Raw genomic sequence first — 23,059 nt, forward strand, 5'->3', positions numbered from 1 at the left:
CACGATGCGACGCGAACTACTGGTCCCCAAACTTGGCTTGACCATGGCCGAAGGCATGCTGGTCGAGTGGATGGTGTCGCCTGGCGAAGCGTTCGAAGCCGACCAGGGCATCTTCGTGATCGAGTCTGAAAAGGCCGCGACCGAGATCGCCGCCGAAGCGGGCGGCCGTCTGATCGAAACATGCGCCGAAGTGGGCCGCACATTGCCCGTGGGCAGCGTGATTGGCTATTGGGACGATGGAAAGCCCGATGACGGTACCGCGCCAATGCGCTCCGTGAATGGCGCGAATGGCGTGAACGATGTGAATAGCCACTCCGTCGCCGCTGCGGAAAATGAAACGGCTCCGGCAGCGAAAGCGCAACCCGATAGCGCGCAACGTGTGGTCGCAACGCCGTTGGCGCGACGCCTCGCCGCTCAACGCGGCATCGACTTGCGCGCGATACGCGGCACGGGCCCGCGTGGACGCATTCGGGCCGGCGATCTGGACAGCATTCGCGCTGGTTCGCCCGTTGAGCCCGGAGAACCCGTTCGAAGCGGTGACGAAGTGGCGGTCGCCACGCCAGCCGGCCCGGCTGGTCGGCTCACGCAGCCAAGCGCGGTGGAGCAGACCATCGCGCGCCGCCTCAGCGAATCGAAGCGAGAAATTCCGCACTTTTATCTGGCCGTGGAGGCGGAAGTCTCCCGACTGGAGGCATTACGCCGTGAATTGAAAGCGTCGCAGACAACCATTCGGACTACGATCAATCACTTCATTCTGGCTGCCGTCGGCCGCGCACTCGCCGATATGCCGCAGGTCAATCGTGTCTGGACCGATCACGGCATCCTGAATCTCGATACGACTGATGTCGGCATGGCCGTCCACACCGAACGTGGACTTGCGGTGCCCGTGTTGCGCGATGTCGCCAGCCAATCGATCCACGCGATATCGAGCGCGTCGCAAGCGTTGGCGGAGCGCGCGCACGCAAGGCGTTTGAGCGCATCGGACACGGCAGGAGGCGCGATTACCGTGTCGAACGCCGGCATGCACGACGTGACTTACATGAGTTCGATCATCAATCCCGGTCAGGCAATGATTCTCGGCGTGGGCAGCATTCGCGAACTGTTCCGGCCCGACGCGGCGGGACTCCCTGCGTTGCGTAAAGAAATGGGCCTCGTTCTCTCGGCCGACCACCGTGTGCTCGATGGCGTCAATGCGCTTGCTTTTCTCAAGCGCGTGGTGGGCTATCTGGAGCAACCCCTAACGCTGCTGGTGACGTGATGACCGAACACACTGCATTCGATCTCGTGGTGATTGGCGGCGGCCCGGGTGGATACGTCGCCGCGTTGCGCGGCGCGCAACTCGGCCTGAAAGTCGCGCTTGTCGAGAAGAAGCACCTTGGCGGCATCTGCCTGAACTGGGGCTGCATTCCCACCAAGGCGTTGCTGCATGCCGCCGACACACTGCGCCATATTCGCGGGGCGGCGACGCTGGGACTCGACCTCGCAGAACCGGGCATCAACCTCGGGAAGATGGTGGAGCGTTCGCGACAGGTCGCGCAGCGCCTGAATCGCGGTGTCGCGCATCTGCTGAAGAAAGCCGGGGTTGCAGTCGTGGATGGCACGGGCGTTTTGGCCGGCGACGGCGTTGTGGAAGTTCGCAGCGACGACGGGAGCGTCCGCTTGCTCACCGCGGCAAACGTGATACTCGCGACCGGCGCGCGCCCGCGAGCGTTGCCGCACGTGCCGTTCGACGGTGATCGCGTATGGAGCTACTACGACGCCTTGACGCCGGGGAGTCTGCCCCGTTCGCTGATCGTGGTCGGTTCGGGGGCCATAGGCATGGAGTTCGCAAGCTTCTATTCGACCCTAGGCGTGCAAGTCACTGTCGTGGAGGCGAAGCCGCAGGTGCTTCCCGCCGGCGACGAAGAGGTCTCGGCGTTTATGTGCGAGGCGTTCGAGCGTCAGGGCGTGCGCGTGCTGGCTGGTGCGACCATCGATGCCGTGGAGCGCTCGGAGACCGGCGTGCGCGTGCGGGTGAGCGCCGCCGGAACGAGCGAAGCGCTGGAGGCCGATCGCTTGCTCGTGGCCATCGGATTGACGGGCAACGTGGAAGGCATCGGTATCGAGAATACGCGGGTCGCGGCGGAGCACGGTCGGATCGTCACGGACGCCTGCGGGCGAACGGCGGAACCCGGTGTATGGGCGATAGGCGATGCCGTGGGCGCGCCGATGCTCGCGCATAAGGCCAGCCACCAGGCCGTGGCCTGCGTGGAACGTATTGCGGGCGCGCGAGGCGATGATAAGCATGACGAATCATGGATACCCGCGTGCACTTATAGCTACCCGCAAACGGCGAGCGTCGGGATGACCGAGGCACAGGCGAGGGCAACGGGCGCGGCGCTGAAAGTCGGGCGCTTTCCACTCGAAGGCAACGGCAGGGCGGTGGCCACGGGCGAGACGGCCGGATTCGTCAAAACGATCTTCGACGCCCAGACGGGGGCGCTGCTAGGCGCGCACATGGTCGGCCCCGAAGCTGCCGAACTGATTCACGGATTCACCCTCGCGGGTTCGCTCGAAGCGACCGAGGCCGAGATCATCGGCACGGTCTTTCCTCACCCGAGCGTTTCGGAAGCGATGCACGAGTCGGCATTGGCCGCCTTTGGACGCGCGCTGCACATTTGATCCCGTTGCGATTCGCATGCGGCAAGGAACACCAGGAGAGAGACAATGGATTTTCGCTTGAAGGACGAACAAAGCATGATCGTCGATAGCGCTCGCCAGCTTGGCGAACGTTTTGGGCTCGATTACTGGCGCGAGCACGACGCGCGCAAGGCCTTTCCGTCCGAGTACTGGCGCGCGGTTTGCGAGGCCGGTCTTTGTGGCGTGGCGCTGCCGACCGAATATGGCGGCAGCGGCCTGGGCATGCTGGAAATGGCGTTGATCGTCGAGAGCCTTGCCGCGACCGGCGGCGGCTCGACGGTCGGCCAGCTCTTCATGATCAACCCGATCTTTGGCGGCGTGTCGATATCGCGCTTCGGCAGCGAGAAAATGCGCCGTGAACTGCTGCCGCTGATCATCAGCGGCGAGATCAACTGCTGCATGGCGCTGACCGAGCCGGACGCCGGAACCAATACGCTGGAAATCAAGACCTTCGCGAAGCAGGAGGCAGACGGCGGCTGGCGGCTCAACGGGCGCAAGATCTGGATCACCGGCGTCGAGGTCGCTTCGAAGATGCTGGTCATCGCGCGCACGAAGAAGCGCGAGGAGGCCGCGTCGCGAACCGACGGCCTCTCGATGTTCATGATCGACGTGAAGCGCGAAGGCCTCAGTCACACCTCGATCGACAAGCTCGGCACCTGCACGCTCGATTCGAGCAGCGTGTTCTTCGACGACGTGCGCATCGAACCCGAGGAGCTGATCGGGACGCTGCATGGCGGCTGGAAAGAGTTGCTCGACGTGCTCAACACGGAGCGTATCGTGACCACGGCCGGCCTGGTTGGCACGGGCGAGCTTGCCATTCGTCTCGCGGTCAACTACGCGAACGACCGCAAGCTGTTCGGCGACCGGCCGATCAGCGCGTACCAGGGATTGCAGTTTCCGCTCGCGCAATGTCACGTGGAGATCGAGGCCGCGCGGCTGCTGAATCACAAGGCGGCAAGCCATTTCGATGCGGGGTTGAACTACGGCAGCGAAGCCAATGCGGCCAAGCTGATTGCGGCGCAAACGGTGGCTCGCGCGACCGAGCGCGCGATGCAAACCATGGGCGGCATGGGCTACGCGAAGGAGTACCACGTCGAACGGTTGTGGCGCGATTGCCGCCTTTTCCGCTTTGCGCCCGTTTCGGAGGAAATGATCCTGAACTACGTCGCGAACCACGATCTCGGCATGCCGCGTTCGTACTGACATTTGTAGCCGTGGAGGGTGGGAGAAACGAAAATGACGTCATTGTGTTCCAGCGTCGCCTGGTGGGCGCGCAGCGAGCCGAACCGCATCGCATTGATCTACAAGGACCAGCGGGTGTCGTACGCCGCGTTGCAGAACCGCGTGGAAGTCGTGGCCGCCATGCTCGTGGAGCGAGGGATCAAGCCGGGCAACGTCGTCGCGCTTCTGATGAAGAACAGCGCGGCATTTGTCGAACTCGCGCTCGCGATCAGCTATGTGGGCGCCGTGTCGTTGCCGATCAATTACCGGCTCGCGCGCGAGGAAGTCGCTTACATCGCGGAGCACGGGACCGCGCGCTTGATGTTCGTCGACGAGGAACTGCGCGGCAATGCGGGCGGTTGCGAAGCGCTCGTGACGTTGAACGCAAGTGCGCAGTCCGATAGCCGCGAACTCGCGCGCGGGCTCGCGCCGCTCAAGAACGGCCATGCAAGCGGCCCGCAAGACCTGTTCCGCCTGATGTACACATCGGGAACCACCGACCGGCCGAAGGGCGTGACGCACAGCTACGAGAACTATGCGTGGAAGTGCTTCGATCACATCGCGGCATTGGGTTTGTCGGCAGACGACCGGCTGCTCGTGGTGGGGCCGCTCTATCACGTGGGCGCATTCGATCTGCCGGGGCTCGCGGTGCTTCAGGTTGGTGGCATGGTCGCGATTCAACGCGACTTCGACGCGCAGGGGGCGCTTGCCATGATCGAAGCTGAGAAGCTCACAGGCGGCTGGATGGCGCCGGTCATGCTCGACCGCGTGCTGGCCTTGCCAGGCCGTGAGCGGTTCGATCTGTCGAGTTTCCGGTGGCTCGTAGGCGGGGGCGAGCGCACGCCCGAACAGCGTATTCGCGAGTTCAAGACGCTATTTAGGGAGGCACGCTATGTCGACGCATACGGCCTTACAGAAACCTGCTCGGGGGACACGATGATGGAAGCCGGGCGCGAGCTGGAGAAAATCGGTTCGACTGGCCGGGCGCTCGCCAACGTCGAAATTGAAATTCGCAACGAAGAAGGCCGCGTGTTGCCGAGCGGGCAGGAGGGCGAAATCTGCGTGCGGGGGCCGAAAGTGTCGGCCGGATATTGGCGCGATGAACAGAAAACCCGAGCCAGCTTCCACGGCGACTGGTTTCGGACCGGCGATATCGGCTATCTCGACGCCGAGGGTTTTCTCTTTCTGACCGACCGCAAGAAGGACATGATCCTCAGCGGCGGCGAGAACATCGCTTCGTCGGAGGTCGAGCGGGTGCTGTATCAGTTGCCCCAGGTGGCCGAAGCCGCCGTAGTGGGCGTTGCCGACGAACGATGGGGCGAACGCGTTGTCGCCGTTGTGGTATTGCGCGACGGCGAATCCTTGAGCGTGGAGGACGTGCGGTCCCATTGCGAGGGCAGGCTCGCCGGATTCAAGGCGCCCAAACAACTCGTGGTTGTTGAGACGTTGCCGAGAAACCCGTCCGGCAAGGTGCTCAAGAGGGCCATTCGGGACCGGCTGGCCGGAGAGAGAAACGCGACCTGAGGAATAGCGCAGTGAGTGCAAAGCGGGACCGTAGCGGCGAAAAGGTAATTCGCAATGCTATGTATTGAAACAAGGCAGTCATCCAGCCACGAAAGTCCACTACGGTCCGGAATCCCTTCCGGGCGTCAGGTGGCGAAGCGCGCCGACGACGGGCGCGCCATCAATCAAAACAACCGGAATTGACGGAGACGATCATGAGAGTTGCCGAAAGCAGGAGAGTCGATGAATTCATTGACTCACTTCCAGTTAGCCGATTTCAGAAGCGCATCGTGGCCATTTGTTTCCTGATTCTCATGATTGAGGGGTTCGATACCTCCAGCGTGGGTTTCATTGCGCCGGCCATTCGGGCGCAGTGGAAGCTCAGCCCTGAGGCGATGGCGCCTCTCTTCGCACTCGGCTTGACCGGTCTCATGATCGGCGCGGTGCTCTTCGGTCCGGTTGCGGACCGGGTTGGCAGAAAGAAGGTGCTCGCGATTTCCGTGCTGGTGTTCGGGGCGTGCAGCCTGGCCTCGGCCGCGGCCACCGACATCACCACGCTCGTGGTGTTGCGCTTCGCCACGGGGCTTGGCCTGGGCGGCGCCATGCCGAACGCGATCACGCTGACGTCGGAGTATTGTCCGGCGCGCGTGCGCTCGACGCTGGTGACGATGATGTTTTGCGGCTTCACCATCGGCGCAATGATTGGCGGCTTTATCAGCACGCGAATTGTCGATCTGGGTGGATGGCAAGCGATTCTGATCATTGGCGGAATCGCGCCGCTGCTGGTGGTGCCGCTCATCGTCGCAGCGTTGCCCGAATCGCTGCGCTTTCTCGTGTTGCGCAACGACGGCCGCCACGACACGCGCATTGCAGCCATTGCGTCGCGGATTGCGGACAGCGCGGGGGTTCCCGCGCTGGTTGCCGAAGAGGCGACGGTCAGGTCTTCGGTTCGCTCGCTGTTTAGCCGGGACGTGGTGAGCGGCACGATCGCGTTGTGGGTGTCGTTCTTTGCGAGCGTCGCGGTGATCTATCTGCTCATGAACTGGCTGCCGTTGATGCTCACGGAAGCCGGCGTTCCGCTTGCCCAGGCGTCGTTGATCGCGACGATGTATCAGGTTGGCGCGACGGTGGGCGCCGTATTGCTCGGGCGTTGCATGGATCGGCTTGGCGCCGGGCGTGTGCTCGGATACTCGTATGCCGGCGCGGCGTTTTGCATTCTGCTTTGCGCTATGGCGCTCGAGTCGAAGCTGTTTCTTTCCCTGGCTGTGCTTGCGACGGGATTCTTTCTGAGCGGAAGCCTGATTTGCGGTTATGCGCTTTCGGCGAGCTACTACCCCACGTCAATGCGCGCGACCGGGGTGGCATGGGCCAATGCGGTCGGGCGTCTGGGCTCCATCCTGGGATCGATCGTTGGCGGCACGATCATGCAGTCGCATGTGGGGCTGAAGGGGGCGATTCTGCTGCTCGCCATTCCTGTTATTGCTGCCGCGCTCTCGATGGTTGCGATCGGGCGGGCTTCCCCGTCTCGTGTTGCGACGGGGGCTTCGGCGAAGCAATCCGTTGTTAGTGAGTAATGTTTCAAGGCGTGGCGCTGGAGTACGGCGCCACGATCCGGATTTCAAACCCCGGCGAAGTGCGTATCAAGCGGGCCAAATGTGAGGAGGCGGTGTTGAAGGTATTGGTGGCGGTAAAGCGTGTGGTGGATTACAACGTGAAGGTTCGCGTGAAGTCGGATGGCACGGGCGTGGATATCGCCAACGTGAAGTTCGCGATGAATCCGTTCGATGAAATCGCCGTTGAAGAAGCGGTGCGATTGAAGGAAGCGGGTGTCGCGACCGAGGTGATCGCCGTTTCGTGCGGTCCTTCGCAGTCGCAGGAAACGCTGCGCACGGCGCTCGCTATCGGTGCCGATCGCGCGGTGCTGGTCGAGTCGAATGAGGACCTGCAACCGCTGGCCGTGGCGAAGCTTTTGAAGGCACTGGTCGATAAGGAACAGCCATCGCTCATCATCCTCGGCAAGCAGGCGATTGACGACGATTCGAACCAGACCGGGCAGATGCTCGCCGCCCTGGCAAACCTGCCGCAAGCCACGTTTGCCTCGAAGGTTGTCGTTGCCGATGGCAAGGCCACCGTGTCGCGTGAAGTGGATGGTGGTGCGCAAACGCTCGCGCTCACGCTGCCCGCAGTCGTCACGACCGACCTGCGCCTGAACGAGCCTCGCTACGTCACGCTGCCGAACATCATGAAGGCAAAGAAGAAGCCGCTTGAAACGGTCAAGCCGGAGGACCTGGGCGTTGACGTTACGCCGCGTTTGAAAACGCTGAAGGTCGTGGAACCGGCCAAGCGTAGCGCGGGCGTGAAGGTGCCCGACGTTGCGGCGCTGATCGACAAGCTGAAAACCGAAGCCAAGGTGCTGTAAGGGAGCGATTGAAAAATGACGATTCTGGTTATTGCCGAACACGACAACGCGAGCGTCAAGGCCGCGACGCTGAACACTGTGGCCGCTGCGCAAAAGATTGGCGGTGATGTGCACGTGCTGGTGGCGGGCCACAACGCGCAGGCCGCAGCCGAAGCGGCAGCGAAGATCGCAGGCGTTGCGAAGGTGCTATTGGCCGACGCGCCGCAACTCGAACAGGGTCTCGCTGAAAACGTCGAAGCGACGGTCATGAGCATTGCGAAGAATTATTCACACATCCTCGCGCCCGCAACGGCAGCGGGCAAGAACGTCACGCCGCGCATCGCCGCGAAGCTCGACGTTGCGCAGATCAGCGACATCACCGCTGTGGTCGCGTCCGACGCGTTCGAACGTCCGATTTACGCGGGCAATGCAATTGCAACGGTCCAGTCCAAAGATCCGGTCAAGGTCATCACCGTCCGCACGACCGCGTTCGACGCAGTCGCAGTCGAAGGCAGCAGCGCCGCAATCGAAAAGCTCGAAGCCGCGGCCGACAGCGGCCTTTCGCAGTTCGTGAGCCGTGAAGTCACGAAGCTCGATCGCCCGGAACTCACGAGCGCGTCGATCATCGTCTCCGGTGGTCGCGGCCTTGGCAGCGGCGAGAACTACACCAAGGTTCTGGAACCGCTCGCGGACAAGCTCAACGCGGCGCTCGGCGCATCGCGCGCGGCAGTGGACGCGGGCTATGTGCCCAACGACTATCAGGTCGGTCAAACCGGCAAGATCGTTGCGCCGGGGCTTTACGTTGCCGTGGGCATCTCCGGCGCGATCCAGCATCTGGCGGGCATGAAGGACTCGAAGGTCATCGTTGCGATCAACAAGGACGAAGAAGCGCCGATCTTCAGCGTGGCCGACTACGGCCTCGTGGGCGATCTTTTCTCAGCCGTTCCGCAACTTGTGGAGGCACTCGGGCGCCCCGCGTCCCAGGCTTGAGATTCAATCGCTGAAACACCCCACGCCGCCCCGAAGTCGCTCAGTGCTAAGATATCAGATATCTAATAATCTGAGACGGTGCGATGAGCTGGACAACGGAGCACATGGACTGCGACCTGCTGGTCGTGGGCGGCGGCATAGCGGGTTTGGTCTCCGCGGTGCAGGCCGCCGAAAGCGGCATGCGTGTCTTGCTGGCGACGAAAGGCAAAATCGCGGGCGGCGCCAGCTACTTTCCCAAGAAAGCGAGCCTCGGCATCCAGGTGACGAAAGGCGCTGCCGACTACGCAATCTTCAAGGAGGAAATCGAGCGCGTCGCATGCGGCATGAACGAGCCGCGCATCGTCGACGCGTATCTGCAAGACTCGCCGCACAAGATCGGCCTGCTCGACAAGATCGGTTTCAGGCCGTGGCTGCGTGGCGACAACCGGCCCGCCTGCTTCGCGCGGCATCCGCGCGACATCTACATGATCGGCGGCTGGCCAGAGGCGGCCCGCAATGCTCGCGCCCTCGTTGAGGGCCACGAGCGGATCACGCCGCTCGAACGTGCGGGCCTCGTGAGGATACTGGGCGACGGCGAGCGCGTGAGCGGCGCCGTTTTCGCGCGCGACGGGCGCTATCTGCTGGTTCGCTGCAAGGCTATCGTCCTGGCGACGGGCGGCCTTGCGAGTCTGTACCGCCACAACCTCTACCCCAACCATATCTATGGCGGTGGCCACGCCGCGGCGCTCGACGCTGGCTGCTCGCTCGTGAACATGGAGTACGTGCAGTTCATTCCCGGCCTGCTCGCGCCAAAGTACAAGGTGCTGTTCGGCGAACATACCTTGCGCTTCTGCACCGGCATGCATGACGGTTGCGGGCGCAACCTGTTTGCCGATCTGCCCGAGTCCGAAGCGGCCGGGATGTTCACGCAGCGCAGCGCGTACGCGCCATTCAGCTTCGACTACGCCTCGCGCGTTTTCGACACGCGCATGATGGACGCCATCCGCGCGGGCTCGGACGGCGTGAGGCTGTCCTTCAGTCCGGCGCTCTACGAGGAGCGCTCCGCGTTCTACGCCGTCTATCTCGACTGGCTGCGCGAGGAAATGGGCATCGACATGTGCCGCGACGAAGTTCGCGTCGCGCCATTCGCGCATAGCTGCAATGGCGGCATTCTGATCGACGAACACGGGGAGACCGCGCTGCGCGGCCTGTTTGCCGTCGGCGAGGTTGCTTCGGCCATCGAAGGCGCGAACCGCCTGGGCGGCAACTCGGTTGGCGGCAGTCTGGTGTTTGCCGATCGCGCCGTCGCGAAGGCGGAACACTACGTGCGAGCCGATGAACGCTCGCCATCGTTCGATGTACTGGCGGCCGAATTCGGCGCGTGGTGCGGCCAGTTTCACGCGGAATCGGCGCTTACGGCGGGCGAAGTATTCGACGCCACACGCGAGATCCTTTCGATGGACGCCAGTGTCGTGCGCGAGCACGGCGCGTTGACGGCGGCGCTCACGCGGCTCGAAGCGCTCCAGGCGGGCTATAGCCCGCTCACCCAGGGCTTCGACGCCTGGCAGGCGCTCACGATGGCGCGCGTGCTTGTCCTTGCCATGCTCGGGCGCACCGAGAGCCGCGGCGCGCACTATCGCGCCGACTTTCCTCATACGGATACACGCATCTACCGCCAGATCGTGTCCTCCACGTCCACTGGCATCGCAATCACGCGGACCTATGCTTAAAGCATGGCACTTGCAGCACTGAAGCACGTGCGCGAGGCGCGATCCGGACGGCCGCGAAAAGTGTTGCCGTCAAAAATCAGCCGGTGTTAAGATCAGATATCAGATATCCAATATGCTCTGGCGAGGGCAGTTCCGGCTGAGTCGCCAGCCCGCTTTTACACCGACGTCTAACCGACGGGATGCCTCGAAGAATGGACATTGAAGTGCTCAAGCACGCGCTTATCGTCTCGTGCCAGCCGGTCACGCACGGTCCCATGGACCGCACGGAAACCATCGTCGCCATGGCGCTGGCCGCGGTTGCCGGCGGCGCGGCCGCGTTGCGCATCGAGGGCGTGGAGAACGTGCGCGCGGTAGCGGCGGCGGTGAGCGTGCCGATCGTGGGCATCGTCAAGCGCGATCTCGACAACTCGCCCGTGCGCATCACGCCCTTTGAAGACGACGTGCGTGCGTTGGCGCAAGCGGGCGCGCACATCATCGCCGTGGATGCCACGGCGCGCGAGCGCCCCGTTACCGTGGCGGCGCTGCTGCGCGCCATTCACGCGGCGGGATGCATCGCCATGGCGGATTGCGCGACCGAGGCCGATGGCGTCGCCGCGCATGAAATGGGCTTCGAAATCGTGGCGAGCACGCTCTCGGGCTATACGGAGCAAACGCAAACCGCGTCCGACGAACCCGACTACGCGTTGATCTCCGCATGGAAACAGCGCGGCTATCGCGTGATCGCGGAAGGCCGCCTGAAAACGGCGCAGGACGCCGCGCGCGCGTTGCGCGCCGGGGCGTTCGCAGTCACGGTCGGCTCCGCGATCACGCGCGTCGAGCACATCACGCAATGGTTCGTGGAGGCCATGAGCGCCACGGAGGAAGCATCGTGATGCTCGCGCTCGACATCGGCGGCACGAAGATCGCGGCAGCCATGCTCGACGAGGGCGCGATCGTCATGCGCCGCCAGGTGGCGATGCCGGGCAGCGCCGAGGCGTTCGGCCGCGCGCTCGCCGAGTTGACGGCCGACATGCCCGCGCCCGAGCGCGTTGCGGTCGCCTCGACCGGATTCGTTCAGGAAGGGCGCATCCATGCCGTGAACCAAAACATCATTTCGTTCTGGAACGGCTTCGCGCTGCGCGACTTTCTCGCGGCCCGCTTTGCCTGTCCCATCGTCATCCTGAACGATGCGCAGGCGGCGGCGTGGGCGGAATATCAGGCCTGCGAAACGCCGCCCGGCAATCTGCTGTATCTGACGCTTTCCACCGGCGTGGGCGGCGGGCTCGTCATCGGCGGGCGGCTCCAGGTGGGCGCGTGCGGTCTCGCGGGCCACATCGGGCACGCCACGGTGAGCTTGCCGTCGCCGGCGGGGCGCGTGCCGTGCGGGTGCGGGCGCACGGGCTGCCTCGAAACGCTGGCCTCGGGCACGGCGATCGCCCGCGAAGCGACGCGTGTTTTCGGCGAACCGCTCGACAGCCGCGAGGTGTTCGCGCGCGCCGCGACCGACCGGCGCGCCGAGCGCATCCTCGCGCACGCCGCGCGCGCCGTTGCGGAGGCGATCGCCAACTGCGTGATGCTGCTCGACGTGGACCACGTGGTGATCGGCGGCAGCGTGGGGCTCGCGCCCGGCATGGTCGAGCGCATCCAGGCGGCGCTCATGGAGGAACCCGTGCTGGTGCGGGTGGCGATCACGAAAGCGGCGCTCGGGCCCGATTCGGGTTTGATCGGCGCGGCGCAGTGGGCGCAGGCCTTCGAGGGCCGCGTCGAAATGGAAGCGCGCGCGCATGCAGCCTGCGCCGCGCATACGGGACAAGCGGACGCCGGCGGCCATAGCGCGCCGGTTCATGCGAAGAAATAAAGCCAAGGAGAAGAGGATGACCGTTCAAGCACGAGTGCGCGCCATCGCAGCCGGCGCAGTGGCCGCCGCATCGCTGTTCGGCGCGGGCGAGGCGCCGGCGAACACGCTGACCGGCGCGTTCGACACCGGCCCCGCGGGCGCGCCCCAGCAGTTCAACCCGCTCACCGCCACGGCGGGCTATAGCTGGTTCAACAAGTATTTCGGCACGCTGGTGCTCTACAACGCCGAGATGACGAAGATCGAAGGCGACCTCGCGAGCGACTGGAACGTATCGCCCGACGGCAAGACGATCACCTTCCATTTGCGCAAAGGCGTGAAGTGGCAGGACGGTCAGCCGTTCACGGCGAAGGACGTGAAGTTCACGCTGGATCTGCTGAAGAATCCCGATCTGCCCAACCAGTTCTGGGCGCGTCTTGCGGATATCCAGAGCGTGGCCGTGCCCGACGACAACACGGTCGTGCTCACGCTCGGCAAGCCCAACCTCGCGCTGGTCGACGCGCTCACGAACGTCATGATCGTGCCGGAGCACGCGCTCGCCTCGATTCCCGTGAAGGACCTGCGCACGGCCGCGTGGTGGAAGACGCAGCCGGTGGGCACCGGCCCCTTCAAGTGGGGCAAGTACGTGCCCGACCAGTATGTGGAGCTCGACGCCAACCCCGGCTACTATCGCGGCCGTCCGCATATCGACGCGCTCATCAACCGCTATTTCAAGGACGATGGCGCCGCCGTGCTCGCGCTCCAGTCGGGCGATATTCAGTATAGCTACATGTCGCTCGCGCAGGTGCGCAACACGAAGGCGGAGCGCTTTCGCACCATCGCCGGTCCTTCGCGCGTGGTGAACTACGTCGGCGTGAATTTCAGCGATCCGCGCTTCAAGGACCTGCGCGTGCGGCAAGCGCTGCTGATGGCGATCGACCGTGCGGGCCTCATCAAGAACCTGTACGCGGGGCAGGCACAGGTCGCGAACTGCGTGCTCACCGAGCCGCAATACGTGCCGTCCAACCTCAAGCCGTACGCCTATGATCCGGCCGCGGCGAAACGGCTGCTCGACGAAGCGGGCTGGAGCAAGTTCGCGGGGCAGCCCATCGAACTGCTGACGTACTACACCGACCCGGTTTCGCGCAACGCCATGGCCGTGATCCAGGCGATGTTCGCGGCGGTGGGCGTGAACGTGCAGCCGCGTTTCGTCGATGCGCCGACCTACGGCGAGCTGGTGCGCGCGGGCAAGTTCGCCATGACCTTCGCGGGCACGACAAACGGCCCCGACCCCGACGTGCTCAGCAGCGTGCTGATGTCGCAATACGCGCCGCCGCGCGGCTACAACCTCATGCGCGTGAACATGCCGGAGCTCGACAAGCTGTTCGACGAAGGGCGCGCCGCGACCGACACCGCCAAACGCGCGAGCGTCTACCAGGACGTGTGCCGCTACACGAACGCCAACCTGCCGTGGCTGCCGGTGCTCGAAGCGAACCGCTTCGCGGGCGTCTCGACCCAGGTGCAGGACTTCGTGTGGACGCCGGCGCCAGGCGGCGGCCGTTACATGGATCACCCGGAACGCTGGTCGGTCAAGTAAGCGAGGCAACACCGAAATCGTGTCACCCGGTCGCTCGCGGCCGCTAGAAGGGCAAACATGACTCACTATCTGATCAAGCGGTTCCTGCTGTACATACCGATCCTGCTGGCGGTGCTCGCCGTCGTGTTCGTGTTCGTTCGCCTCGCGCCGGGCGATCCGGTCGATGCTTTCGCGCCGCCCGGCCACGATATCTCGGCGGTGCAGAAGGCGGCGTTGCGCCACGAGCTGGGGCTCGACCGCCCGGCCTACGTCCAGTTCGGCTATTGGGTCAAGGAAATGACGAAGGGCAATCTGGGCTACCGCTACAAGGACGGCACCTCGGTGAGCCACGATATCGCGTCGCGCATTCCGGCCACGCTGCTGCTGACCGGCACGGGCATCGGCATCGGCGTGCTGCTCGGCGTGTTGCTGGGGCTCGTCTCCGCGCATATGGAGGGCAGCATTGTCGATCATGGGCTCTCGCTGCTCGCCTATGTGGGCGTGAGCGGTCCGGTTTTCCTGCTCGGCATTCTGGCGCTGTACTTCCTTTCCATGACGCTGGGCTGGTTTCCCACCGGCGGCTACACCACGCCGGGCAAGGGCGGCGCGGCGGACATTCTCTGGCATCTGATCCTGCCCGCCTCGGTGCTGTCGATCCAGTACGTCGCGATCCTCATGCGCTACACGCGGGCGAGCCTGCTCGAAGTGATGACGCAGGACTATATCCGCACGGGCCGCGCGAAGGGATTGAGCCGCTCGCAGGTGCTCACGCGGCACGCGTTTCGCAATGCGCTCATTCCGATCGTGACCGTGATCGGCGCGAACTTCGCGAACATCATCGGCGGCGCTGTGTTTCTGGAGACGATCTTTTCGTGGCCGGGCATGGGCACGCTGCTGCTCGACGGCATCGCCGCGCGCGACTACCCGCTCATCATGGGCATCACCTTGTGGATCGCCATTGCGGTGCTGGTCGTCAACCTGCTGACCGACGTGGTGTATGCCTTCATCGATCCGCGCATCGCGCTCAACTGAACCATGCCAGCCTTGATGGAGAGTGCTTCATGCAGCAAAACCTTGCCCTTGCAGGCGCCGCCGCACGCGGCGAACGCAGGATGAGATCGTCCGTTCTGCGCCGCTTCGCGCGCAACCGGCTCGCGGTGTTCGGCCTCGTCGTATTCGGCCTCGTGGTGTTGCTTTGCGTGTTCGGCCCGTTCGCGAGCCGCTTCGGTCCGAACACGATCGACCTGAGTTCCGTTTCGCTGCCGCCTTCGGCCACGCACTGGTTCGGCACCGACGAAACCGGGCGCGACATGTTCGCGCGCACGCTGGCCGCAGGCCAGGTGTCGCTCACCGTGGGCCTCCTGAGCGCGCTGCTCTCGGTAGTGCTCGGCCTGCTGTTCGGTGGCGTCGCCGGTTATTTCGGCGGCAAGATCGACATGCTCATCATGCGGCTCGTGGACGTCGTGATGATCTTCCCCACCACCATCGTCCTGCTCACGCTCGCGGCCGTCCTCGGACCGGGCACGGGCAAGACCATCGTGATCGTCGGCGTGCTCACCGCGCCGCTGGCGGTGCGGCTCGTGCGGGCACGCGTGCTGACCGTGCGCGAACTCGACTTCGTGGCGGCGGCGCGGCTGCTCGGCGCGGGGGACGCGTACATCATCGTGCGCCACTGCCTGCCGAACACGACCGATGTGATCGTCGCGTTCGCGAGCCTGAATTTCGTGTCGGCCATCATGATGGAGGCGGGTTTGAGCTTTCTCGGCCTCGGCGTGCAAATGCCGTTCGCGAGCTGGGGCAGCCTGCTGAGCCTCACCACCGACGCCTCGATGATGCAGGCCTATCCGTGGATGTGGATGCCCGCGGGAATTCTTATCGTTGTGACGGCGCTCGCCGCCAACTTTTTCGGCGACGGACTTCGCGCCGCCTTTGATCCAAAGTCAAACCAGGAACAACACGCAAAATGACCCAGTTTTCCCTGCACGGCATCGTGCCGCCCGTCGTCACGCCCCTCACCACGGACATGGAGGTCGACGCGCCTTCGCTGCGCCGCGTGGTGCGCCATCTGATCGACGGCGGCGTGCACGGTCTGTTCATTCTCGGCTCGTCGAGCGAAGTGGTGTTTCTCGACGCGCAGCGCCGCGCCGAAGTGATCCGTATCGTGATGGAGGAGGCCGGCGGCCGCGTGCCCGTGATCGCGGGCGTGATCGACATCGCCACCGACCGCTGCATCCAGCACGCCCGCGAGGCGCGCGCGCTCGGCGTCGATGCGCTCGTGCTCACCGCGCCGTTCTACACGCGCACCTCGCAGGCCGAGATCGTCGACCACTTCTGCTACGTGCGCGACGCCGTGGATCTGCCGCTCATCGCCTACGACATTCCGGTGTGCGTGAACATCAAGCTGGAGCGCGAGACGCTGCACAAGCTGTACGCGCGCAAGGCCATCGTGGGCCTGAAGGACAGCAGCGGCGACGACGGCAACATGCGCATGGTCATGCGCGATTTCGCGGCGCATCCGGACTTCGCAGTCCTGACCGGATCGGAAATCACGGTGGACTATGCCCTGCTCGGCGGCGGCCACGGCGCGGTTCCCGGCCTCGCCAACGTGGACCCGGCGGGCTACGTGCGGCTTTACGACGCCGCGCGCAAGGGCGACTGGGTGGCGGCGCGCGCCGAGCAGCAGCGCCTGATCGAGCTGTTCGAGATCGTGTTCCAGGGCTATCCCGACACGAGCCGCAACGCCTCGGGCGTGGGCGGCTTCAAGACGGCCATGCAGATGATGGGCCTCATCACCCATCGCCACATGAGCCGCCCGAATGCGGTGCTGAGCGACGCGCACGCCGCGAAGGTGCGCGCCATTGTCGAAAAGAGCGGACTCCTGCGGGCGGGCTGACATGAGCAACGAGGCCATCGCGCTCGACGTGAAGCAATTGTGCGTGCGCTTCGCCACGCCCGCGGGGCAGGTGCACGCGCTGACCGACGTCACCTTGCAGGTGCGGCGCGGCGAGACGCTGGCGCTCGTCGGCGAGTCGGGCAGCGGCAAGTCGGTCACTTCGCTTTCGCTCATGCGGCTGCTCGGCGGCCGCGCGCAACTCGCGGGCGAGGCGTGGCTGCATTCGGGCGCATCGGCCAAGTCGGCCGGATCGGCCGGATCGGCCGGATCGGGCGCGGTCGATCTGCTCGCGCTCGGCGAAAAGCCGATGATGAAGCTGCGCGGCAACCGCATCTCCATGGTCTTCCAGGAGCCGATGACCTCGCTCAATCCGCTTCAGCGCATCGGCAAGCAGGTGGAGGAGGCGCTCACGATCCACGGCATGGGCAAGCGCGGCGAGGTGCGCGAGCGCGCCATCGCGCTGCTCGGCAAGGTGGGGATCTCCGACCCGGCTTCGCGCGCGAAGCAGTATCCGCATCAGTTGTCGGGCGGCATGCGCCAGCGCGTGATGATCGCCATCGCGCTCGCGTGCGAGCCCGCCGTGCTGCTCGCCGATGAACCGACCACGGCACTCGACGTGACGGTGCAGGCGCAGATTCTCGAACTGATCCGCAAGCTCCAGCAGGAAGCGGGCATGGCGGTGGTGTTCATCACGCACGACATGGGCGTGGTCGCGCAGATCGCCGACCGCGTGGCCGTGATGTACGGCGGCCAGATCGTGGAGACCGCGCCCACCGCCGAGCTGTTCGCCGCGCCGAAGCACCCCTATACCCGCGCGCTGCTCGATTCGATTCCACGACCGGCCGAGGGCGGCGCATTGCGCGGCATTCCCGGCCAGATCGAAGCCATCGTCGGCGCGCCCACGGGCTGCCGCTTCGCCAATCGCTGCACGCGCGCCGAAGCGCGATGCAGCGTCGAGGTGCCCGCCCAGACGCAGGTGAACGAGGTCCATAGCGTGCGCTGTCATTTCTGGAACAAGGTATGAACGGTATCGACGCGAACGATGAGGCCGGCGTGCGGCCCATTCTCTCTTTCGAACAGGTGTGCCGCGAGTTTCCCGTGCGTCAGGCGTTCCTGCGCGCGCCGGTGGCGCTGCATGCGCTGACCGGCGTGTCGTTCGACGTAAAGCCCGGCGAGATCGTCGGGATCGTGGGCGAGTCGGGCAGCGGCAAGTCGACGCTCGGGCGCATCGCGCTCGGCATGATGGCGCCCACGAGCGGCACGGTGCGCTACCAGGGGCAGGACCTGGCGGGGCTGCGCGGGCGCGCGCTGCGCGAGGTGCGGCGCGACATGCAGATGATTTTCCAGGACCCCAATTCGAGCCTGAACGGCCGCATGACCATCGAGCAGAGCCTGCTCGAACCGTTCGTGCTCCACAAGCTCGGCACGGGCGTGGAGCGGCGCGCCGAAATCGCGCGGCTGCTCGACGTGGTCGGGCTTCCGGCTTCGGTGCTGCGGCGCTACCCGCATGAATTGTCGGGCGGCCAGAAGCAGCGCGTCGTGATCGCGCGGGCCTTGACGCTCAAGCCGAAGGTGCTGGTGGCCGATGAAGCCGTGGCCGCGCTCGACGTGTCGGTCAAGGCGCAGATCGTCAATCTGCTGCTGGAACTGCGCCGCTCGCTGGACCTGGCCATTCTCTTCGTCTCGCACGACCTGCCCATCGTGCAGAGCATGTGCGACCGCGTGCTCGTGCTGTATCTCGGCCGCGTGATGGAGCTCGCGAGCCGCGCGGGCATTCGCGACGGCGGCTTGCATCCTTATACGCAGGCGCTCACGCGCAGCTCGCCCGTGCCCGACCCCGCGCGGCGTCTCGCGGGCGAGGATCTGCTCAAGGGCGAAGTGCCCAGCCCGCTGAATCCGCCGCCGGGCTGCGTGTTTCACACGCGCTGCCCGCGCGCGATGCCTTCGTGCAAGAGCACCGTGCCGCCGCTCGTGCACCGGGAGGATCGCCACGAAGTCGCTTGCCTGCTGTATGGCGAGTCGTCCGGCGTGCCGCTCGCGCCAGTCGCGCCGGTCAGGCCGCTCACGCCCGCGTGAGCGCCTGCGCGCCGTCTCTTGATCGAACTCCTATGTCCTCCAGACATCTGCTCGACCCGGCGTTCCAGTCGCTTGCCGACGCCTCGCCGCCCGACCTGTGCGGCGAGCGCCTGCCCGAGCGCCGCGCGCTTGCCGCGCACTGGGCGCGTGAGGCGCAACACGCTGCGGCGCTCGATGACCGCGACGTCAGCGTTCACACGCGGCACGTGAGCGGGCCGCCCGGCGCGCCGCCTGTGCGCGTGGTGATCTACACGCCGCCTGCGCCGGACGCGGCCACCGTGCCCACGGGCAAGCTGCCCGCGCTCGTGCATCTGCATGGCGGCGGCATGGTCATGGGGCAGCCCGAGAACGCGCACGGGCGCAACCTTCGCCTCGCGGCCGAGGTGCGTTGCGTCGTGGTGTCGGTGGACTACCGGCTCGCGCCGGAAACGCCGCTGCCCGGCGCGGTGGAGGATGCCTACGCGGTGCTACGCTGGGTGCACGACCACGCGCCTACACTTGGAGTGGATCGCATGCGACTGGCCGTGGCGGGCGAGAGCGCGGGCGGGGGCATCGCGGCGGCGCTCGCGTTGCTCGCGCGCGAGCGCGGCGAAATCGCGCTGCGCTTTCAGTTGCTGACTTACCCGATGCTCGACGACCGCACTGGCTCGACGGGCCCGGTATCGCCTTACGCGGGCGAGTTCGTCTGGACACCGGCATCGAACCGCTTTGGCTGGCGGGCGGCGCTGGCCGGGGAGCCCGGAGGGCCGCACGTGAGCGCCTATGCCGCGCCCGCGCGGGCGCAAAGCCTGGCCGATCTTCCGGCGGCGTTCATCGCGCTCGGCGCGCTCGACCTGTTCGTGGCGGAGAACCTCGCTTATGCAGGACGACTGATCGATGCGGGCGTGCAGACCGAATTGCATGTGTATCCGGGCGCGCCGCACGGTTTCGACTCGGTCGAAGACGCGCGAGCCTCGCAGGATTGCTGGCGGGCCACGGTAAGCGCGCTTGCGCGGGCGCTTCATGCCTGACGCGGCGATGTACGGCGACGCATCAAACGGGCGCTTCCGATGAATATTCCCTGGCAGGACATCATGCCCGACGCGGACAGCGCCATGCCGCTCTACTTGCAGATGGCGGGCAAGCTCACGGCCGCGATTCGCGGCGGCGCGTGGCAGGCCGGCGACGCGCTGCCTTCCGAGCGCACCCTGGCGAGCGCCTTGAAGGTCTCGCGCATCACCATGCGCCGGGCGATGACGCTGCTGGTGCGCGACGGGCTGGTGCGCCGCGTTCGCGGGTCCGGCACGTTCATCGCGCCGCCCGCAGCCGGTACGGCCACGCCGCCCGCTGCCAGAAGCGGCGTGCGTTGCGTCTCGCGTACGATCCGCGCCGCGAGCGACGAGGAGGCGCGCCTGCTCGGCCTCGCGCCGGGCGAACGCGTCGCGGCGATTCAACGCCTGCGCTACGTGGGCGGCGTGGCGGTGGCGCTCGAAGCGCTGGTGCTGCCAGCCAGCCTGCCGCCGCTCGATTATCTACAGGACTACTACGAGTTGACCGCGCAATGGCGCGAGCCGCTCACTTCAACCGGCCATTGACATGCTCAGCGGAAACCTACTCACGACGGACGGCTGGATTCGCGGCCGTCTTCACATTCAGGACGGACGCATCGCGGCGCTCGAAGGCGAGCGCGCCGATCCGGCGGACAACGACGAGCCCTGCATCCTGCCGGGCTTCATCGACCTGCACGTGCATGGCGGCGGCGGCGCCGACGTCATGGAAGGCTCGGCCGCCGTGGCGACCATGGCGCGCCTCCATGCGCGCCACGGCACCACCAGCCTGCTCGCCACGACGGTCACGGCGCCGCGCGCGGAACTGCGGCGTGTGCTCGCCGACCTCGGCGACCATGCGCGCACGCGCAGCGCGGGCGGCGCGCGGGTGCTGGGCGTGCACCTCGAAGGACCGTATATCAACCCCGGGCGTCTGGGCGCGCAACCGGACGCCGCGGTCGCCGCCGTGCTCGACGAGGTGCTGGACTATCTCGCGCTCGCACCGGTGCGCATCGTCACGCTCGCACCCGAAATCGCGGGGCACATGGAGATCATTCGGGCGCTTGCCGGGCGCGGCGTGCGCGTACAGATCGGCCACTCGGCGGGCACGTATGAAGACGGCGTGCGCGCGCTCGAACATGGCGCGGCGGGGTTCACGCACCTGTTCAATGCGATGTCGCCGCTGCATCACCGCAATCCGGGCATGGTGGGCGCGGCGCTCGCGCATGCGGACTACGCGGAGATCATTCCCGACCTGGTGCACGTGCATCCCGGTGCGGTCCAGGCGGCGGCCCGCGCGATTCCGCGCCTTTACGCCGTGACGGACAGCACCGCGGCGGCGGGCATGCCCGACGGCGCATACCGGCTCGGCAGCCAGCACGTCACGAAGTGCATGGGCGGCGTGCGCCTCGCCGACGGCACGCTCGCGGGCAGCACGCTGACCATGGACCAGGCGCTGCGCAATCTCGTGTCGATCGGGCTGCCGCTCGCCGACGTGTCCCACCATTTGTCGCGCCACGCGGCCGACTACCTCGGTCTGGCCGATCGCGGCCGCATCGCGCCCGGCGCCTGGGCCGATCTCGTCGTGCTCGACCGCGCCCTGGCGCTCACCGCCACTTTCGTAGAAGGAGAACGGATTGTCGAAGATGCTTGAAGAGGCGCTCGCCGCGCCTGCCGTCGTCGCCGCGCAGTTAGCCGACCCGTCGCGGGTCGAGGCGCTTGCCGCCTTGCTCACCGAACGCGCGCCGCAGGTCGCCTTGACCGTTGCGCGCGGCAGCTCGGACCATGCCGCGAGCTATTTCGCCTCGCTCGCCATGAACTGGCTGGGCGTGCCGGTGGCCTCGCTGCCGATGTCGGTTGCGACGCTGCGGCGCGCCCCGTTGCGCGTGGGTGGGCAACTCGCGCTGGCTTTCTCGCAGTCGGGCCGCAGCCCCGATCTCGTGGGCGCAATGGGCGCGTTGCGCGAGGCCGGCGCGCTGACCGTGGCCGCCGTCAACGCTCCCGATTCGCCGCTCGCCGCGGCGTGTGAATGGCAGCTGCCGCTCGCGGCCGGTCCGGAACTGAGCGTGGCCGCCACCAAGAGTTATGTGGCGATGCTCGCGTTGTCGGCGCAACTCGTCGCGGCGTGGTCGCGCGAGCGCGCCTTGAGCGAGGCCCTGGCCACCTTGCCCGCCGCGCTGCATGCCGCGTGTGAACTCGACTGGCACAGCGCAATCGACGCGTTGTGCGAAGCCGACCGCATGATCGTGATCGGCCGTGGGCCGGGACTGGCGATCGCGCAGGAGGCCGCATTGAAGCTCAAGGAGACCTCCGGCATCCAGGCCGAGGCGTTTTCCGGCGCGGAAGTGCGCCACGGCCCCATGGAACTCATCGACCGCGCGTATCCGCTGCTGGTATTCGCGCCGCGCGGCCCGGAGCAGGACGGCCTGCTGCAACTCGCGCACGACATGCGCGAGCGCGGCGCGCGCGTGCTGCTGGCCGCGCCGCCTGCGGTGGCCGGTGCGAACCTGCCGCTGCTCGAAACGGGTCACGAGGCGCTCGACCCGATTGCCGCGATCCTGCCGTTCTACGTGATGGCGGCGGGTCTCGCCGCCGCGCGCGGGCGCAACCCGGACACGCCGCGTCATCTGAACAAGGTCACGCAAACGCTTTGATCGAGCCATCGGGCCGCACCGGCGTCGTTGCGCCGGTGGGCCGCGGTTCGGTTTTTTTAGTTCGGCTTTTCAGTCAGCAGGCAAACCAGGGAGGACACAATGAAGCGAAAAGCAATGGGGTGGGTCGTGGCGGGAGCGGTCATGCTCGCGGTGGCGTGCCAGGTCTCGGCGCAACCGTCGCCGGGCTCGGACAGCGGCGTGGCGGCGAGCGGCGCGGAGTCGAATGTCAAGGCGACCAAGGCGGCCAACCGCAAGCTGCGCCGCGACGTGCTGCGCGCGTTGGCGAAAACGCCGGGCCTGAACAATGAACGCATCTCCGTGCGCGCCAACGGCGGGGCGGTGACGCTGAGCGGTTCGGTGCCGGTGGCCGACCAGATCCAGAAGGCCGGCGACGCCGCGCGCCAGGTGAGCGGCGTGAGCTCGCTCAGCAATCGCATCACCCTGCGCTCGTATAACTGAGCGGTTTTTGTCTGTTGTTACCCGTTGATATCGATGCAGGTTGCGACGGCGCGCCATGCGCCG

21 protein-coding genes are annotated in these 23,059 nt (G+C 66.1%); all 21 read left to right on the forward strand.

The window, feature by feature from the left end; all coding sequences use genetic code 11:
- The first annotated feature begins 4 nt into the window (after positions 1–4).
- Positions 5–1,258, forward strand: a complete 1,254-nt coding sequence (locus C7402_RS22695) for a dihydrolipoamide acetyltransferase family protein (RefSeq protein WP_116612397.1) — start codon at positions 5–7, stop codon at positions 1,256–1,258.
- The gene (gene lpdA, locus C7402_RS22700) at positions 1,258–2,661 is read left to right on the forward strand and encodes a dihydrolipoyl dehydrogenase (RefSeq protein WP_116612210.1); all 1,404 of its coding nucleotides are present in this window, start codon (positions 1,258–1,260) and stop codon (positions 2,659–2,661) included. The genes C7402_RS22695 and lpdA overlap by 1 nt, the downstream gene beginning before the upstream one ends.
- 45 nt (positions 2,662–2,706) lie before the next feature.
- Positions 2,707–3,882 (forward strand): acyl-CoA dehydrogenase family protein, encoded by a 1,176-nt coding sequence (locus tag C7402_RS22705; protein ID WP_116612211.1) that lies wholly within the window; start codon positions 2,707–2,709, stop codon positions 3,880–3,882.
- A gap of 33 nt (positions 3,883–3,915) precedes the next feature.
- The gene (locus C7402_RS22710) at positions 3,916–5,424 is read left to right on the forward strand and encodes an AMP-binding protein (RefSeq protein ID WP_116612212.1); all 1,509 of its coding nucleotides are present in this window, start codon (positions 3,916–3,918) and stop codon (positions 5,422–5,424) included.
- 269 nt (positions 5,425–5,693) lie between these two features.
- Positions 5,694–6,977, forward strand: coding sequence for an MFS transporter (locus C7402_RS22715; protein WP_244314908.1), 1,284 nt, complete (start codon positions 5,694–5,696; stop codon positions 6,975–6,977).
- A 95-nt stretch (positions 6,978–7,072) separates the two neighbouring features.
- On the forward strand, positions 7,073–7,822 hold the full coding sequence (locus C7402_RS22720; RefSeq protein ID WP_116612398.1) for an electron transfer flavoprotein subunit beta/FixA family protein: 750 nt from the start codon (positions 7,073–7,075) through the stop codon (positions 7,820–7,822).
- A gap of 15 nt (positions 7,823–7,837) precedes the next feature.
- Positions 7,838–8,791, forward strand: coding sequence for an electron transfer flavoprotein subunit alpha/FixB family protein (locus C7402_RS22725; protein WP_116612214.1), 954 nt, complete (start codon positions 7,838–7,840; stop codon positions 8,789–8,791).
- 83 nt (positions 8,792–8,874) lie between these two features.
- A complete protein-coding gene (locus C7402_RS22730; RefSeq protein WP_116612215.1) occupies positions 8,875–10,500 on the forward strand; it encodes an FAD-binding protein in 1,626 nt (541 codons plus the stop codon).
- A gap of 191 nt (positions 10,501–10,691) precedes the next feature.
- On the forward strand, positions 10,692–11,372 hold the full coding sequence (locus tag C7402_RS22735) for an N-acetylmannosamine-6-phosphate 2-epimerase (protein WP_116612216.1): 681 nt from the start codon (positions 10,692–10,694) through the stop codon (positions 11,370–11,372).
- A complete protein-coding gene (locus C7402_RS22740; RefSeq protein WP_244314922.1) occupies positions 11,372–12,337 on the forward strand; it encodes an N-acetylmannosamine kinase in 966 nt (321 codons plus the stop codon). The genes C7402_RS22735 and C7402_RS22740 overlap by 1 nt, the downstream gene beginning before the upstream one ends.
- A gap of 16 nt (positions 12,338–12,353) precedes the next feature.
- On the forward strand, positions 12,354–13,910 hold the full coding sequence (locus C7402_RS22745) for an ABC transporter substrate-binding protein (RefSeq protein ID WP_116612218.1): 1,557 nt from the start codon (positions 12,354–12,356) through the stop codon (positions 13,908–13,910).
- 57 nt (positions 13,911–13,967) lie between these two features.
- Positions 13,968–14,921, forward strand: a complete 954-nt coding sequence (locus C7402_RS22750) for an ABC transporter permease (protein ID WP_112176107.1) — start codon at positions 13,968–13,970, stop codon at positions 14,919–14,921.
- 80 nt (positions 14,922–15,001) lie between these two features.
- On the forward strand, positions 15,002–15,856 hold the full coding sequence (locus C7402_RS22755) for an ABC transporter permease (protein WP_208948978.1): 855 nt from the start codon (positions 15,002–15,004) through the stop codon (positions 15,854–15,856).
- Complete coding sequence (locus tag C7402_RS22760; RefSeq protein ID WP_116612219.1) at positions 15,853–16,782, forward strand: dihydrodipicolinate synthase family protein; 930 nt, start codon at positions 15,853–15,855, stop codon at positions 16,780–16,782. The genes C7402_RS22755 and C7402_RS22760 overlap by 4 nt, the downstream gene beginning before the upstream one ends.
- 1 nt (position 16,783) lies before the next feature.
- Positions 16,784–17,806, forward strand: a complete 1,023-nt coding sequence (locus C7402_RS22765; protein WP_116612220.1) for an ABC transporter ATP-binding protein — start codon at positions 16,784–16,786, stop codon at positions 17,804–17,806.
- Complete coding sequence (locus C7402_RS22770; protein WP_116612221.1) at positions 17,803–18,858, forward strand: ABC transporter ATP-binding protein; 1,056 nt, start codon at positions 17,803–17,805, stop codon at positions 18,856–18,858. The genes C7402_RS22765 and C7402_RS22770 overlap by 4 nt, the downstream gene beginning before the upstream one ends.
- 32 nt (positions 18,859–18,890) lie before the next feature.
- Complete coding sequence (locus C7402_RS22775) at positions 18,891–19,868, forward strand: alpha/beta hydrolase (RefSeq protein WP_116612222.1); 978 nt, start codon at positions 18,891–18,893, stop codon at positions 19,866–19,868.
- Between the two features lie 39 nt (positions 19,869–19,907).
- A complete protein-coding gene (locus C7402_RS22780; protein WP_112176115.1) occupies positions 19,908–20,432 on the forward strand; it encodes a GntR family transcriptional regulator in 525 nt (174 codons plus the stop codon).
- A 1-nt stretch (position 20,433) separates the two neighbouring features.
- Positions 20,434–21,537 (forward strand): N-acetylglucosamine-6-phosphate deacetylase, encoded by a 1,104-nt coding sequence (gene nagA, locus C7402_RS22785; protein WP_116612223.1) that lies wholly within the window; start codon positions 20,434–20,436, stop codon positions 21,535–21,537.
- Positions 21,530–22,537: an SIS domain-containing protein gene (locus tag C7402_RS22790; RefSeq protein ID WP_116612224.1), complete on the forward strand. Its 1,008-nt coding sequence runs from the start codon at positions 21,530–21,532 to the stop codon at positions 22,535–22,537. Before nagA ends, C7402_RS22790 begins: the two co-directional genes overlap by 8 nt.
- Before the next feature lie 99 nt (positions 22,538–22,636).
- Positions 22,637–22,996 (forward strand): BON domain-containing protein, encoded by a 360-nt coding sequence (locus tag C7402_RS22795; protein ID WP_116612225.1) that lies wholly within the window; start codon positions 22,637–22,639, stop codon positions 22,994–22,996.
- Positions 22,997–23,059 lie beyond the last annotated feature (63 nt).

It is taken from the genome of Paraburkholderia unamae (genome assembly GCF_003096875.1).
In the GTDB taxonomy this organism is placed as follows: domain Bacteria; phylum Pseudomonadota; class Gammaproteobacteria; order Burkholderiales; family Burkholderiaceae; genus Paraburkholderia; species Paraburkholderia unamae.

Coding starts and splice junctions, on each gene's coding strand:
- C7402_RS22760 (WP_116612219.1), top strand. CDS start 15,853: ATGACCCAGTTTTCCCTGCACGGCATCGTGCCGCCCGTCGTCACGCCC.
- C7402_RS22740 (WP_244314922.1), top strand. CDS start 11,372: ATGCTCGCGCTCGACATCGGCGGCACGAAGATCGCGGCAGCCATGCTC.
- nagA (WP_116612223.1), top strand. CDS start 20,434: ATGCTCAGCGGAAACCTACTCACGACGGACGGCTGGATTCGCGGCCGT.
- C7402_RS22775 (WP_116612222.1), top strand. CDS start 18,891: ATGTCCTCCAGACATCTGCTCGACCCGGCGTTCCAGTCGCTTGCCGAC.
- C7402_RS22725 (WP_116612214.1), top strand. CDS start 7,838: ATGACGATTCTGGTTATTGCCGAACACGACAACGCGAGCGTCAAGGCC.
- C7402_RS22765 (WP_116612220.1), top strand. CDS start 16,784: ATGAGCAACGAGGCCATCGCGCTCGACGTGAAGCAATTGTGCGTGCGC.
- C7402_RS22705 (WP_116612211.1), top strand. CDS start 2,707: ATGGATTTTCGCTTGAAGGACGAACAAAGCATGATCGTCGATAGCGCT.
- C7402_RS22750 (WP_112176107.1), top strand. CDS start 13,968: ATGACTCACTATCTGATCAAGCGGTTCCTGCTGTACATACCGATCCTG.
- C7402_RS22735 (WP_116612216.1), top strand. CDS start 10,692: ATGGACATTGAAGTGCTCAAGCACGCGCTTATCGTCTCGTGCCAGCCG.
- C7402_RS22745 (WP_116612218.1), top strand. CDS start 12,354: ATGACCGTTCAAGCACGAGTGCGCGCCATCGCAGCCGGCGCAGTGGCC.
- lpdA (WP_116612210.1), top strand. CDS start 1,258: ATGACCGAACACACTGCATTCGATCTCGTGGTGATTGGCGGCGGCCCG.
- C7402_RS22710 (WP_116612212.1), top strand. CDS start 3,916: ATGACGTCATTGTGTTCCAGCGTCGCCTGGTGGGCGCGCAGCGAGCCG.
- C7402_RS22795 (WP_116612225.1), top strand. CDS start 22,637: ATGAAGCGAAAAGCAATGGGGTGGGTCGTGGCGGGAGCGGTCATGCTC.
- C7402_RS22730 (WP_116612215.1), top strand. CDS start 8,875: ATGAGCTGGACAACGGAGCACATGGACTGCGACCTGCTGGTCGTGGGC.
- C7402_RS22755 (WP_208948978.1), top strand. CDS start 15,002: ATGAGATCGTCCGTTCTGCGCCGCTTCGCGCGCAACCGGCTCGCGGTG.
- C7402_RS22770 (WP_116612221.1), top strand. CDS start 17,803: ATGAACGGTATCGACGCGAACGATGAGGCCGGCGTGCGGCCCATTCTC.
- C7402_RS22695 (WP_116612397.1), top strand. CDS start 5: ATGCGACGCGAACTACTGGTCCCCAAACTTGGCTTGACCATGGCCGAA.
- C7402_RS22790 (WP_116612224.1), top strand. CDS start 21,530: ATGCTTGAAGAGGCGCTCGCCGCGCCTGCCGTCGTCGCCGCGCAGTTA.
- C7402_RS22780 (WP_112176115.1), top strand. CDS start 19,908: ATGAATATTCCCTGGCAGGACATCATGCCCGACGCGGACAGCGCCATG.